Raw genomic sequence first — 13,746 nt, forward strand, 5'->3', positions numbered from 1 at the left:
ACGCCTAAGCCTCCGCCGCGACGACGTGCCGCTCGAGCGCTTCCGCGACCTCGACGATGCGGCCGCGCAGCCACGCGTGCGCGTTGCTGCCGTCGTAGCGGCGGTGCCAGTACAGCGACCACGCGACGGGCTCCATCGCGAGCGGCAGTTCGCGGATCACGAGCCGCGCATCGTCGAGGCTCAGCGCGTGCCGCTCCGACATGATCACCGCGTACGGCAGCGCATCCAGCATGTTCGGCACGACGAGCCAGTGCGGCACGTTGAGCGCGATACGCCGCGTGCAGTTCATGGTCGCGAGCAGGTTGTCGATCAGGCTGTGGTCGACCGGGTTGATCGTCACGTTGAGGAAGTCGAGCGCGAGGAATCGTTCGAGCGTCAGCGGCGCGGCCGCGTCCGGATGGCTGCAACTCATCACGCAGACCATCCGGTCATGAAATACGATGCGCGACGACAGCGTGCCCGAATGTTCGAGGCCGGCGCTGATCGCCAGGTCGAGCAGCCCCGATTCGAGCGCGTCGGCGGTCCGGGTGGCACTCATATGCACGACGTCCATGCCGATATTCGGGCTGGTCAATCGCATGCAGCGCAGCAGGGCCGGAAGCAAAAGCAATTCGGTGAGATCCGACATGCGCACCGTAAAATGGCGCTCGGACGTAAATGGATTGAATTGATAATCCGATTCAAATAATTCCTCGATTTGTTGCATGATTTGTCGAATCGGCATGGCCAGCGCCTGCGCGCGCGGCGTCAACTCCATGCCGACCGCCGTGCGCGCGAGGATCTCGTCCTTGAACAGGAATCGCAGCCGCGCCAGCGCGTTGCTGACGGCCGGCTGCGTGAGGCCGACCTTCTGGCCGGCCCGTGTGACCTGCTTCTCCGTCAATAGCGCATCGAGTATGACCAGCAGGTTCAGATCGATCGAACGTAGATTCATGTTTGCGACCATCCACTAAACAGGTTAATCACCGCCTCCGATTACGATTGCGAAATTCTGCAATCGGAGCAATCCCCAGATATTTAGTGCAATGCACAAGAATAGTCCAATCTTGACGTATCTATATTTTTAGGTATCGGACGATATTGGTTAAGTTTTCAAATTAATGGGTCCGTTTCACGTCGATTCTTCTGAATACCGTGCCAATCGGCCATTTAATTCGCGATTTTCGCAACCCTGTCGCGTTGCAAAAAAATGCGGGCGGCCGCCGCCACAGCCGCCGCCCGCAGGCTCAAACGGTCGCGACAGGATTCGCCGGCGCGCCGACCAGGCCGCGGATATGCAACGGCGGCGCGGTCAGCAGAAACCGGTTCCGACGATGCGCATGCAACCAGTTCGCGAGCGGCGTCAGGTGCCACAGCTCGCCGAGGTGAATGCCGAGCTTGAACAGGCACAGCTCGTGCAGCGGCATCAGTGCGCCCGGCTGCGGGAGCGGCTGCGCATGCTGCGGACGTTCCTCGATCGCATGGTTGTCGGCCACGAGCGCGGCCAGCCCCGATTCGTCGATCCATTGCAGCAGCCGCGCATCGCTGCTGTCCAGCACGCACGCGCTCGCGACCGTCGCCGGCGATCCGCCGTCGTCGTTCAGCAGCAGATCGGCGAAGCCGGTGTGAATGCAGACGATGTCGCCGCGCTCGACCTGCACGCGGTCCGCCTCCATCACCTGCATCAACTGCGCGAAGCCGACCTTGGTGCGCGCATCGCCGAAATGACGCCGCAGGTCGATCAGCACGCCGCGCCCCTGCACGCCCGTCTGCGCCATCACCTCGATGCCGAGCGCGCGCGCGCCGCCCGTCGCGTCGCCTTCCTGCGGCACCCGCAGATGTTCGCCCATCCGGAAACCGTTGTAGAACACGATTTCGGGCACGCCGTCGTCGTCCGCGTCGAACACGCCGCCCACGTGCGACAGGCCGTCCCATTGCGTCGAGAACTGCGAGTGCATGCAGAACGAGTCGTCGCAGACCACGTCGGTTGCGTTCGCAACCTGTTCGTCGGCCCGATAGCCGAAGTACGGCTTGTCGCCGAGCAGCGCCGGCATGATCGCCGGCGGCCGGCGCCGCGCGTTCAACCCGCCGCCGCGCGGCACGTCGAGCGGCAGGCTCAGCGAGAACGACAGTCCTTCCCGGACTTCGGCAACGCCCTGCCGTACCTTGTCGGGCGTCAGCCAGTTCAGCCGCCCCTTCTGATCGTCGGGACCGAAGTCGCCCCAGTTCGAGCCGGGCGGCCGCTTTTTCCAGCGCGGTGCATTCAAGATCGGTGTCCTCCTTCAGTACCTGACGTCAGCGCCGCAAGCAGGTCGAGCGGCGCATCGTCGGCGAGCGCCTGCACCGCGTCGCGCAGCGCGAGCGCGCGCTCCATGCCGAGCGCCGAACTCGCCGCCAGCACGAATTTCGCGGTGAGCTCCTGTTCGGTCAGCGGCCGCGAATTCGTGCCCTTGCTCGACTCGATCCGCGCCTCGCGCACCTGCCCGTCGCGCAGCTCGACGCGCAGCACGGCCGGCAGGAAGTTCGGAAAGCGCGTGTCGCACCACGGATCGGCCACGCAGCGCACCTTCGCGGCCAGCGCGCGCCGTGCGGGTTGCTGCGCAAGCGCATCGTCGAAATCGTCGAACCAGACGCCGAGCCCGCCGCCGCCGAGCAGCGCCGCCGCGACTGTGTACGGCCCCGAGAACGCCGCCGCATAACCGGTCGGCGGATTCGCCTTCAGCTCGGCCGGCTCGCCGATCGTGCGCAGCGTCGACGTCGCGACCCGCAGCTCGGCCGACACCACGTCGTCCGCCGTCACGCCTTGCGCCTTCAGCTGCAGCGCCGCGTCGATGCCCGGATGCGTGAAGTGGTTGCACGGATAGGGCTTGAAGATGATCCGGCTCGTCTCCCATTCGTCGCCGAGGCCGCGCAGCACCGCGTCGACGTCGGCGAGGTCGCCGCACCACGCGTGGAAGAAACCGAAGCGGCCTTCGAGCGCGGTCGGCGGCGCGGTTACGCCCGCGCCCGCCAGTTCCGCCGCGCTCACGCCCGCGTGCGCCGCCCAGCCGCAGTGGATCCGCTTCACCGAGCCGCCGGTGCGGTTCGCTTCGAGCAGGCCCGCGCCCATGCTCGCGGCAATGCCGAGCGCCGCCGCGATCTGCGCGGCGTCGAGCCCGAACAGCATCGCCGCGGCCGCCGCCGCGCCGACCGTGCCGCAGATCGACGTCGCGTGCTGGCCGCGCTCGAAGAACACCGAATTGCCGAGCTGCTCGTTGTAAGCGGCGACACCGAGCCGGATGCACACCTCGGTGCCGACCGTGATCGCATCGAGCAGCGCCGCACCCGACGCGCCGCTCGCCTGCGCGGCGGCGAGCGCGGCCGGAATCACGGACGCGCTCGGATGCAGCACCGAGCGCATGTGCGAATCGTCGAAATCCATCGCATGCGCGAGCGTGCCGTTGACGAGCGCGGCGCTCGCGGCCGGCAGCCGGTCGGGCGCGCCGATCACGCTCGCCGGGCCGGTGCCGCCCCAGCGCCGCGCGACCTGCAGCACCGACTGCGCGACCGGTTCGTCGTGCGCGATCAGGCTGTTGCCGACCACGTCCAGCACGCGCGCGGCGGCCTCGACGCGCAGCCTGCGTTCCAGCCCTTCGGCGCGCACCTCCGCCGCAAAGCGGCCGAGCGCGCCGACGATGCCGTCGGGCGGCAAGGGCCGGTTCGTCGCGGCCGCTGCCGGAGCGGAAAGCGTTTCGGGTGTGCTCATGCCAGTGCTCCACTGAGTCGAAGATTGTTCGCGAGCGCGAGCGTCACGTGTGCGTTGGCGATCAGCGGCGGCGCGACCACGCGGCCGTCCGGCAGCACGAACACCGACGACGCCGAGGCCTTGCCGGCCGCCGCATCGACCGCTTCGAGCACGCGCTCGGCCGCGCGGATCTCGTCCTCCGACGGCGTGAACACCTCGTTGATCACCGCGAGCTGCGACGGATGGATCGCGAAGCGGCCGAGGAACCCCATCGATTTCGCGCGCAGCGTCGATTCCTTCAGTCCGTCGAGATCGGGCAGCGTGTGATAGACCGTCTGGATCGGCCCGTTCAGCCCCGCCGCGCGCGACACGACCACGCAGCGCGCACGGCACACCTCGAGCGTGAAGTTGTCGACGCCGATCTGCAGGTCCGCGCGCAGGTCGCTCTCGCCGAGCCCGATCCGTTCGAGCCGCGGCGACGCGGTCGCGAGCTGGTAAGCCGTCTCGACGCCGTACGCCGACTCGATCAGGATCTGGATGCCAGCCTCGCAGCCGAGCGCGTCGAGCCAGCCCGCGACCTCCTGGATATGCTGCGGCAGGTCGCATTTCGGCAGGCGCAGCGCCTGCAGCGCCGGCTGCGCGATCGCCTCGACGTCGTCGCGGCACCACGGGCTGCCGATCGGGTTGATCCGCACGTAGGTCGGCTTCGGCGGGCCTTCCGCGAGAATCGCGGCGGCCGCCTGGCGTGCCTCGGCCTTGTGGCTGGCCGGCACGGCATCCTCGAGGTCGAGCACGATGGCATCGGCTTCGCTTGCATACGCCTTTTCCACCACCTGCGCCTTGTGCGCGGGCACGTAAAGGTAACTGCGGTAAGTTGCGCTGGTTTTCATATCACGCCTCGTTCGGTCAAATCGGCGATCTCGCGCCGCTCCAGTCCCAATGCGCCGAATACTTCGTCGTTGTGCGTGCCGCGCGCAGGTCCTCCCCAGCGGATCGCGCCGGGCGTGTCGGACAGCCGGAACGGCACGTTGTGCGTGCGGAACGCGCCAAGCTCCGCGTCGGGCACCGACACGACCGAGCCGAGCGCCGCGTACTGCGGATCGCGCAGCACGTCGGCGACGTCGTAGATCGGCGCGACCGCCGCCTGCGCGCGCTCGAATTCGGCGATCACCTCGTCGCGCGTGCGCTGCCCGATCCAGCCGCCGACCGCCGCATCCAGCTCGTCCGCATGCTTCGCGCGCTCGGCGCCGTTCGCGAACCACGGTTCGTCGATCAGGTCCGCGCGGCCGACGAGGCGCATCACGCGCTCGGCGATGCTGTGCGCAGACGTCGACAGCGCGACCCACTTGCCGTCCGACGTGCGGTAGACACCGCGCGGCGAATTGTTCGGTGAACGATTGCCTGTACGCTCGGGCACCCGGCCCGTCTGGTCGTAGCTCGCGACTTGCGCGCCCATCGCGGCAAGCATCGTCTCGATGATCGCGAGATCGACGACCTGGCCGCGCCCGGTCTGCTCGCGCGCCTTCAGCGCGGTCATGATCGCGAACGCGGCGGTCAGCCCCGCGACCGTGTCGGCAAGCGGAAACGACGGCAGGAGCGGCGGCCCGTCCGCCTCGCCGGTGATCGACGCGAGCCCGCTCATCGCCTCGGCCAGCGTACCGAAGCCCGGCCGGCTCGCATACGGGCCGAACTGGCCGAAGCCCGTTACCCGCACGAGCACGAGCCGCGGGTTGATCGCGGACAGCACGTCGTAACCGAGCCCCCAGCGCTCAAGCGTGCCGGGCCGGAAATTCTCGACGACCACGTCCGCCTGCGCCACCAGTTCGCGGAAGATCCGCTGGCCGTCGGCCGTGCCGAGATTCAGCGTGACCGCCCGCTTGTTGCGCGCGAGCACCTTCCACCACAACGGCACGTCGTCGCGACGCGCGCCGTACTTGCGCGCCGGATCGCCGTCCGGATGCTCGACCTTGATCACGTCGGCGCCGTAGTCCGCGAGCATCGTCGCCGAGAGCGGGCCCGCGAACAGCGTCGCGGCGTCGATCACGCGAATGCCGTCGAGGGGCGCCCGTTTGGAGGTGTCCGACGCCGCGCCGGCGTCGACGTCCCCGATTTCCACAGTGGCCATGCCGTTCTCCAGTCAAATGGATTGCACGGCGCGCCGCGCGCCGGCATCGTCTGCATGACTAATCAACATGCAAAGATGCGGGCGCGGCGCGCGACCTGTCGCTCAGACGGCGTTGATCCGGTAGATCGGGAAATACGTCTGGATCTTCCCGTTCAGGTAGTCGGACGCGAGCTTCGGCACTTCGTCGAAATCGAAGATCTCGGTCGGCTCCTCGCCGATCCAGCCGCTCGTTTCCTGGAAGTCGCGGATCGTGATGCTGTCGTCGTAGCGCCACGCGTGCGTGTGGATGTGCAGGCGGCGGTTGATGCATTCCGTCGCGCGCAGGTTCCACAGGCGCATCCCGGTCTTCCAGCCGACCGTCGTGACGATGCCGGTGCGGCCGACCACGCGCATCGTCGAGCGATACAGCGCGCCGCCGAGGTTGTCGAGGAAGATCGCGACGCCGCGGCCGCCGCTCAGTTCCGCGATCGTCTCCGCGAACACGCGCTCCGACTCGCGATAGCTCGCCTGATACTCGGGATCGGTCTTGTAGCGCTCGTCGTCATACGCGAGATTCGGGAACTTGCGGCGATCGACCGGCGTGATGCCGAGCTTCGCGAGCTCCTCGAGGCGCCGGTCGTTGCTCGCCGTCATCGCGACGCGAAAGCCTTCTCGCTTCGCGAGCTGCAGTTCGGCGAGCGTCGTGCCGCCGCCCCAGCCGAATACCAGGTAGTCGGCCGGATCGACGTCCGGCAACTGCGAGCGCCAGCACGCCGACGCCACCTTCCAGTTGTCCCACGCGGTGAAGTAGCGGCCGTACGTCGCCCATTGCAGCAGCGAATGCCGGCTGTCCGTCGGCACCGCCACGAGGTTGTCGGCGCGCATCTTGGTCCGCTGCGCCATCACGCCGATCGTGCCCGGTGCGTCGTACGCGTAGACGAGTTCGGCGAACCCGTATTCGTCGCGCTTGCCGAACGGCATCACCATGCAGATCTCGCCTTCCTTCAGCGTCTTCACGCCGCGGCCGCGCTCGACGATGCGCACCAGCGCACCGTTGCCGAGCACGATCTTGTCCTCGCGGCGCTGCCGGCAGATGTCGACCGGATTGCGCGACAGCGCGTGGTCGAGGTTCGCTTCCCACGATCCGTACAGCGGCTCGACCAGCACCTCGTCGGCTTCCAGATCGGAGAATTCGAAGGTTTCGCGACGCAGCTCGCCCGCCACGGGCGCCTGCTTCTTGCTCGGTTCCGGTCCTGCGTAAAGAACCCATGCATCGGTCTTGATCATCGTCATGCCTCGTTAAATGGCTCTGTATGAATGGTGCACGCCGAACACGCCGCTTCGTTCAGCGCGAAAACGCCTGCTCCAGTGCCGCCTCCACGTCGGCCGTCGCGGCGACCTGCCCGAGCTTCGGGAAGATCTGCGTCAGCGCGAAGGTCTGCGCGTCGGTGGACGACGTGCTGACCGCGTCGCTGACGACGACGACGTTGTAGTTGTTCTCGTATGCCTGGCGCGCCGTCGATTCGACGCCGATGTTGGTTGCGATCCCGGTCAGCACGATGTCCGTGATGCCGCGCCGGCGCAGCTGCACGTCGAGGTCGGTGCCGGTGAACGCGCCCCACTGGTGCTTCGTCACGACGATGTCGGACGGCGCCACGCCGAGCGCCGGCGCGAACGCGCTCCATTCGGGATCGAGATTCGGCGGCGCCGACGGCGCATCCGTCTTGACCTTCAGCGCCACGCCGCCGTCCGGCTGGTAGCTCGTGTGCACGTAGATGACGGGAAGCTGCAGCGCGCGGAACGCGGTCGCGAGCTCGACCGTTTTCGCCACGACCTGCGCACCGGTGTACGGCACGACCGGCAGCGACACGATGCCGTTCTGCAGATCGATGGCGACCAGGGCAACCGTGCGATTGAGCGTCGGAATGGACATGTAACACCTCACTTCTGTTGGGAGATGGAAGAAGCGGCGGCATCCAGGTGCCGGCTCGATGCCGCGTTGAGCAGCAGCAGCACGCTGATGACCGCCAGGACAATGGCCAGCTCGCGCAGGCCGCGATCGCTCGCCGGATGGCCGAGCGCCAGCCCGACGAGCGCAAACGACAGGCTGCCGCCGACATACTGCGCGGTGCGGTACAGCCCCGAGGCCGTGCCGATCCGGTCGTGCGGCGCGCTCTGGTAGAGCGCCGCCTGGTTGCCGAGATTGTTGAAGCCGTTCGGTACGCCGAACACGATCGACAGCAGCACGATCGACCAGACCGGCATCGCGCTGGTGAGGAGACTCATCACGACGCTGCCGACGCACAGCATCGCGGAGCCGATGATCAGCACCGGCCGCGAGCCGTGACGGTGCGCGAGGCGGGTCGCGAACATCGTCGCCACGGTGCCGATCCCGGCGACCGGCAGCATCACGAGGCCGGCATCGGCGGCGGACAGGTGCTTGGCTTCCTGCAGCCACATCGGCAGCGCATAGAAGATCGCGTAGAACACCGCGTAGGTGCCGACGCAGCGCAGGTACGTGCTCGTGAGTGCACGGTTGTCGCTCAGCATGCGGATGTCGATCAGCGGCGTCGCGGCCCGCCGCTCGCGCCCGACGAGCATCGGGCACAGAACCAGCGTCGCAACCAGCAGCAGCCAGTCGGGCTCGTGCGTTACCGATTGCAGGAACAGCAGCAGGCTCGCGAGCGTCAGGACGAACAGCGCGACGCCCGGCAGATCCAGCTCCTTCAGCGTGCCCCGCAGCGTGCGGCGTTCCTGCGCGCCGCGCGGGACGACGTCGGCCGGAATCCACAGCCACGCCAGCACGAAGGCCAGCAGCACGATCGGCACGTTGATCCAGAAGATCGCGCGCCAGCCGGCGAACTGCACGAGCGCGCCGCCAAGCGGCGGCCCGAACGCGACGGCCACCTGTGCCGCGACCGAGATCGCGCCGAGGCCGCCCGTCGGCGTCGCGCCGTTCGCGTGTCGCTGCGACCAGGCGCGGATCATCGCCATGCCGGCCGGATACGCGGCGGACGTGCCGATGCCGAGCGCGACGCGCGATGCGATCAGCCACTCGAGCGACGGCGCGAACGGCGCGAGCGCGGACGCGATCAATACGATCGCGAGGCCGATGCAGAAGATCCGCTTCGCACCGAACCGGTCGGCGAGCCGCCCCATCGTCGGCTGGCCGACCGCCGTCGCGAGATAAAGGCCCGACACGAGCCACATCGTGTCGATGCGTTCATGTCCCTGCGGGTTGAACGCCTGCTGGATGCTGACGAGCGCGACCGCGATCATCGACGAGTTCAGCGCGTTGAGCAGCGTCCCGAGCACAATCGGACCCACCAGCCGGGTCGGCAGGCGCAGGCCCGCCGCGCGTGCATTTCCGCCGCCTGCCGGCGGGACGCCGGGGCGCGAGGGTGACGCTTCCGCTGGTCGATCGGGAGTCGTTTTCATGGCATCGTCAAGGAGTGGATTCGCTTCGTTCGAGCAAATTCGAACGTGCGTTCACCTTACCGGGACGATTGCCGTGAATGAAATGGATTGTTGCGATGCACAGATTCGTCGCTTGAATGCAGATCGCGAGCCGGATGTGCAAAAGCGGCCACGGCAGGTCGGGAATAACGACGGCAAACTCGCCGTACCCCTTGTCGGACGGCCTTATCCCGGGAGCGCGACGAATCTTGCCGGGTGCATACGAAATGATTTGCCCCGGCGTACCCCCACCGGCTGATGACCGTTTTATGCGGCAGTGCGGCGAGAATTCAGAGCAGTCGCTCTAGACCGGCACGATGAAACGCATATCGCTACGTGGGGTTGAGCCGCCGGGCGGCAACCTGCAGGCTCACACCTTCCCCGCCAGATGAAACCGCGATGCCGGATGCCACAAGCGCACCGACGTCGCTACATGCTCGCCGACCCACGTGGGGCGCCTCAATAACAGACACGGCTCGCAGATTTCCATCACGAGGCGCCGGCGCACCTGCGCGTCGGGCTTCTGCGCGTAGATCCGGAACTCCGCGCGCTGGATCGGCTCAAGCCGCACCATGTAGTGATTCGGCGTCTCGACCGTGAAGTCCTGTTCCAGATACGCGGGATGACCTGATGCGTTTCTTGTAGCCATTTGGCAAGTGAGTTCTCTTTTATCCTGGAAGCAAGGAGAACTCGATGAAGAAGCGATTTACCGACGAGCAGATCATCCGCATCTTGCGAGAGGCCGAGAGGCCAGGCAGTCCGTGGCAAAACGGGTTCGTCGAGAGCTTCAACGGCAAACTGCGTGACGAATTGCTGAACCGGGAATGGTTCCGCAGCCGCGCCGAAGCCAAGGTGCTCATCGAACGCTGGCGACCGCTCTACAACGAGCGTCGACCCCATAGCGCACATCGCTATCAACCTCCCGCCACGGTCCGTCGAGCCTGGCTGGATTCCGATAATATCGACGCGAGACTCACCGCCTGATTGGCTACAAAATTCCGCCGCAGGTCAAATCCACGCTGGGGCGCACACGCTGCTGACGTAAGCCGGTTCAGTGATTTCTTCGCGGGAATACTTTCCCGCGGTTTGGCGATGTGTCGTCTCCGCCATGCACGGCGCTCATGCCGCGCATGAAAACTAATCGATTGTTGGCGCCCCGGATCGACGCCGACAATCCGCTTCATGCCCCTCGCTTGCGGTACGGGCCACTCACCCTCCCAACCGACACCCCACGATCCATGAACCATCCTGCCACCGTCTCCTGCATCGCCGAGGCCCGTACGGCCACGGCGGCACCGTTCACTGCCCACCCCCGCACCTGTGGCGAAGCGCTCGTCGACCTGCTCGAGCGCCAGGGCGTCGAATGCGTGTTCGGCATTCCCGGCGTGCATACCGTCGAGCTCTATCGCGGCCTGGCCGAGTCGTCGATACGCCATGTAACGCCGCGCCACGAACAGGGGGCCGGCTTCATGGCCGACGGCTACGCACGCGTCACGGGCCGGCCGGGCGTCTGCTTCATCATCACGGGGCCGGGCATGACCAATATCGCGACCGCGATGGCACAGGCCTACGCGGATTCGATTCCGATGCTGGTGATCTCGAGCGTCAACGCACGGCGCGAACTCGGCAGCGGCGACGGCCGCCTGCACGAACTGCCATCGCAGCGCGACGTGTTTGCGGGACTCACCGCGTTCTCGCACACGCTGCTCGACGCGGCCGACCTGCCGCAGGTGCTCGCGCGCGCATTCGCGGTTTTCGAAAGCGCGCGGCCGCGGCCCGTGCATATCGAAATTCCGCTCGACGTGATCGTGATGCCGGCACCGGCGCTGCCCGCCGCGCCGCTCGCGCTGCCCGCGCGACCCGCGCCGGATGCGAATGCGCTCGGGGCGGCCGCCGACCTGCTCGCGCACGCACGCCGGCCGCTGATCCTCGCGGGCGGCGGCGCCATCCGCGCAGCGGCGGAACTGCGCGAACTCGCCGAACGCCTGCACGCGCCGGTCGCGCTGACGATCAACGCAAAGGGGTTGCTGCCGGCCGGCCACCCGTTGCTGATCGGCTCCACCCAGTCGCTGCCGGCCACCCGCGCGGCGATCCGTGATGCCGACGTGGTGCTCGCCGTCGGCACCGAGCTTGGCGAAACCGATTACGACGTCACGTTCGACGGCGGCTTCGCGATCGACGGCCGGTTGATCCGCATCGACATCGACGCGCAACAGCTGATGCGCAACGCACGCGCGGAAATCGCCATCGCCGGCGATTCCCGGCTGGCGCTCGGCGCGCTGTCGACCCGACTGCACGAACGGCCGGCGCCGACACCCGAGGCCGGCTGGGGCGCGCCTCGAGTGGCCGCTGTGCGCGCCGCGATCGCATCCGGCCACGACGGCCCCGCGCGCGCGCAGGCGCGGCTGATCGACACGATCGTCGCGGCGCTGCCCGGCGCGATCGTCGCGGGCGATTCGACGAGCCCCGTCTACGTCGGCAATTTCACGCACGATGCACCGGCGCCACGCAGCTGGTTCAACTCGTCGACCGGCTACGGCACGCTCGGCTACGGGCTGCCCGCCGCGATCGGCGCCAAGCTTGCCGCGCCTGCGCGGCCGGTCGTATGCCTGATCGGTGACGGCGGCCTGCAGTTCACGCTGCCGGAGCTCGCGAGCGCGGTCGAGGCACGCGTGCCGGTGATCGTGATCGTCTGGAACAACCGCGGCTACGGAGAGATCCGCAAATACATGGTCGCGCGCGACATCACGCCGGTCGGCGTCGATCCCTATACGCCCGATTTCCAGGCACTCGCACGCGGTTTCGGCTGCGCGGCGCAAGTAGCCGCGACGCCCGACGCGCTGTCCATGGCGCTGCGCGACGCCGCAGCACGCGCGATTCCGACCGTGATCGAAATCGACGAGGCAACCTGGTTCGGTCAGGTGCAGCAATGAGCACGACGCCCGATCTCGCGATCGATCCGCCTCTGCACACGCACCATTTCATCGACGGTACGTGGCGCACGAGCTTCAGCGGCGCGACGCTGCCCGTCGTCGATCCGTCGACGGAAGCGGTCCTCGCCGACGTTAGCGCGGGCGGCGAGGCAGACGTCGAGCGTGCCGTGCAAGCCGCATCGCGCGCGTTTTCCGGCTGGAAACGCACAACCGGCGCCATGCGCGCGGCCCTGCTCCGCGCGATCGCACGCGGTGTCGAAGCGCGCCGCGTGCGGCTCGCGACACTGCAGTCGCTCAACAACGGCAAGCCATTCGCCGAAGCCGAGATCGACGTCGCGGACGTGATCGCCACCTTCGACTACTACGCAGGCCTCGCGGACCGCCTCGACATGGACGGCGAAACCGAGGTGTCGCTGCCCGGCGGCGACCATCGTGCGTGGATCCGGCGTGAACCCGCCGGCGTCGCCGCGCTGATCGTGCCGTGGAATTTCCCGATGGTGACGACCGCGTGGAAGCTCGCGCCCGCGCTCGCGGCCGGTTGCACCGTCGTGCTGAAGCCGTCCGAGATCACGCCGCTGCCCGAACTCGAACTCGCCGCGATCGTCGCCGAGGCGGGCCTGCCGCCCGGCGTGCTGAACGTCGTGACGGGCACCGGCCACGATGTCGGCGCGCGGCTGTGTGCGCATCCGCTCGTCGCGAAGGTGTCGTTTACCGGCAGCACGGCGGTCGGCGCACAGGTCATGAAGACGGCCGCCGACACGATCAAGGGCGTCGGCCTCGAACTCGGCGGCAAGTCGTCGATCGTCGTGTTCGACGATGCCGATCTCGATCATGCGGTCGAACTGATCGCGGGCGGCGGCCTCTTCAACGCCGGGCAGATGTGTTCGGCAACCTCGCGCGTGCTCGTCGCCGCCCCGCTCGCCCGCGAGCTGATCGCGCGCCTCGCGCGGCGGATCGACGCGACCGTCGTCGGCCCGCCGTTCTCGCCCGGCGTGCAGATGGGCCCGCTGACGAACCGCGCGCAATACGAACGCGTGAAGCGCCACATCGCGCAAGGCCGGGCCGACGGCGCGCGGCTCGTGACGGGCGGCGACGTGCTCGACGGCCCCGGCTACTTCATCCGACCCGCGCTGTTCGCCGACGTGCCGGCCGACAGCACGCTCTGGTATGAGGAAATCTTCGGCCCGGTGCTGTGCGTACGCGCGTTCGACACCGAAGACGACGCGATCGCGGCCGCCAACGATACCGAGTACGGGCTCGTCGCCACCGTCGTCACGCGCGACACGGAACGCGGCAAGCGGGTCGCCGACGCGCTCGAGGCAGGCGTCGTGTGGATCAACACGCCGCAGCTGATCTATCCGCAAACCTCATGGGGCGGCTACAAGCGCAGCAGCATCGGACGCGAGCTCGGTCCGTTCGGGCTGGCCGCGTTCCAGGAGATCAAGCAGGTCATGTTGCCGGCCCGCTGAAGCCACGCGGCCCATGCGTTTATGTCATGCCGCGCATGCGGATATTTCGTTTGTTGCGGAAATTTGACCTCCCTACAGTTC

The 13,746-nt window shown here is 67.7% G+C and carries 10 protein-coding genes and 2 pseudogenes; 3 read left to right on the top strand and 9 right to left on the bottom strand.

The window, feature by feature from the left end; translation table 11 throughout:
* Positions 1-4: 4 nt before the first annotated feature.
* The 9 genes and pseudogenes from ACWMMN_RS36910 to ACWMMN_RS36950 form a co-directional block, all read right to left on the bottom strand.
* Positions 5-934, bottom strand: coding sequence for a LysR family transcriptional regulator (locus ACWMMN_RS36910; RefSeq protein ID WP_059242531.1), 930 nt, complete (start codon positions 932-934; stop codon positions 5-7).
* Between the two features lie 292 nt (positions 935-1,226).
* Positions 1,227-2,246 (bottom strand): cyclase family protein, encoded by a 1,020-nt coding sequence (locus ACWMMN_RS36915; RefSeq protein WP_059242317.1) that lies wholly within the window; start codon positions 2,244-2,246, stop codon positions 1,227-1,229.
* Positions 2,243-3,724, bottom strand: coding sequence for an MmgE/PrpD family protein (locus ACWMMN_RS36920; protein WP_486424266.1), 1,482 nt, complete (start codon positions 3,722-3,724; stop codon positions 2,243-2,245). The genes ACWMMN_RS36915 and ACWMMN_RS36920 overlap by 4 nt, the downstream gene beginning before the upstream one ends.
* A complete protein-coding gene (locus ACWMMN_RS36925; RefSeq protein ID WP_256087568.1) occupies positions 3,721-4,593 on the bottom strand; it encodes an HpcH/HpaI aldolase/citrate lyase family protein in 873 nt (290 codons plus the stop codon). The genes ACWMMN_RS36920 and ACWMMN_RS36925 overlap by 4 nt, the downstream gene beginning before the upstream one ends.
* Positions 4,590-5,828: a CaiB/BaiF CoA transferase family protein gene (locus ACWMMN_RS36930; RefSeq protein WP_155627366.1), complete on the bottom strand. Its 1,239-nt coding sequence runs from the start codon at positions 5,826-5,828 to the stop codon at positions 4,590-4,592. Before ACWMMN_RS36930 ends, ACWMMN_RS36925 begins: the two co-directional genes overlap by 4 nt.
* Before the next feature lie 102 nt (positions 5,829-5,930).
* Positions 5,931-7,094, bottom strand: a complete 1,164-nt coding sequence (locus ACWMMN_RS36935; protein WP_129518026.1) for a zinc-binding dehydrogenase — start codon at positions 7,092-7,094, stop codon at positions 5,931-5,933.
* Between the two features lie 58 nt (positions 7,095-7,152).
* A complete protein-coding gene (locus ACWMMN_RS36940; RefSeq protein ID WP_048246495.1) occupies positions 7,153-7,740 on the bottom strand; it encodes a hydrolase in 588 nt (195 codons plus the stop codon).
* An 8-nt stretch (positions 7,741-7,748) separates the two neighbouring features.
* The gene (locus ACWMMN_RS36945; protein WP_342706034.1) at positions 7,749-9,245 is read right to left on the bottom strand and encodes an MFS transporter; all 1,497 of its coding nucleotides are present in this window, start codon (positions 9,243-9,245) and stop codon (positions 7,749-7,751) included.
* A gap of 388 nt (positions 9,246-9,633) precedes the next feature.
* A pseudogene (locus ACWMMN_RS36950) lies at positions 9,634-9,885 on the bottom strand (UTRA domain-containing protein); the annotation flags it as partial.
* A gap of 128 nt (positions 9,886-10,013) precedes the next feature.
* Between ACWMMN_RS36950 and ACWMMN_RS36955 the strand changes: the two are divergent.
* The 3 genes and pseudogenes from ACWMMN_RS36955 to ACWMMN_RS36965 all read left to right on the top strand — a co-directional run.
* Positions 10,014-10,247: pseudogene (locus ACWMMN_RS36955) on the top strand (integrase core domain-containing protein); the annotation flags it as partial.
* Between the two features lie 254 nt (positions 10,248-10,501).
* Positions 10,502-12,196 carry a 5-guanidino-2-oxopentanoate decarboxylase gene (locus ACWMMN_RS36960; protein WP_486424267.1) on the top strand — a complete coding sequence of 565 codons (1,695 nt, stop codon included), beginning with the start codon at positions 10,502-10,504 and terminating at the stop codon, positions 12,194-12,196.
* Positions 12,193-13,665 (top strand): aldehyde dehydrogenase family protein, encoded by a 1,473-nt coding sequence (locus ACWMMN_RS36965; RefSeq protein WP_486424268.1) that lies wholly within the window; start codon positions 12,193-12,195, stop codon positions 13,663-13,665. Before ACWMMN_RS36960 ends, ACWMMN_RS36965 begins: the two co-directional genes overlap by 4 nt.
* The last annotated feature ends 81 nt before the right edge of the window (positions 13,666-13,746 follow it).

The organism is Burkholderia cepacia complex sp. TUM26381, from assembly GCF_057439935.1.

Bases quoted from the DNA above. Each gene is read 5' to 3' on its own strand.
- ACWMMN_RS36910 (WP_059242531.1), bottom strand. From the start codon at position 934: ATGAATCTACGTTCGATCGATCTGAACCTGCTGGTCATACTCGATGCG.
- ACWMMN_RS36920 (WP_486424266.1), bottom strand. From the start codon at position 3,724: ATGAGCACACCCGAAACGCTTTCCGCTCCGGCAGCGGCCGCGACGAAC.
- ACWMMN_RS36925 (WP_256087568.1), bottom strand. From the start codon at position 4,593: ATGAAAACCAGCGCAACTTACCGCAGTTACCTTTACGTGCCCGCGCAC.
- ACWMMN_RS36930 (WP_155627366.1), bottom strand. From the start codon at position 5,828: ATGGCCACTGTGGAAATCGGGGACGTCGACGCCGGCGCGGCGTCGGAC.
- ACWMMN_RS36935 (WP_129518026.1), bottom strand. From the start codon at position 7,094: ATGATCAAGACCGATGCATGGGTTCTTTACGCAGGACCGGAACCGAGC.
- ACWMMN_RS36940 (WP_048246495.1), bottom strand. From the start codon at position 7,740: ATGTCCATTCCGACGCTCAATCGCACGGTTGCCCTGGTCGCCATCGAT.
- ACWMMN_RS36945 (WP_342706034.1), bottom strand. From the start codon at position 9,245: ATGAAAACGACTCCCGATCGACCAGCGGAAGCGTCACCCTCGCGCCCC.
- ACWMMN_RS36960 (WP_486424267.1), top strand. From the start codon at position 10,502: ATGAACCATCCTGCCACCGTCTCCTGCATCGCCGAGGCCCGTACGGCC.
- ACWMMN_RS36965 (WP_486424268.1), top strand. From the start codon at position 12,193: ATGAGCACGACGCCCGATCTCGCGATCGATCCGCCTCTGCACACGCAC.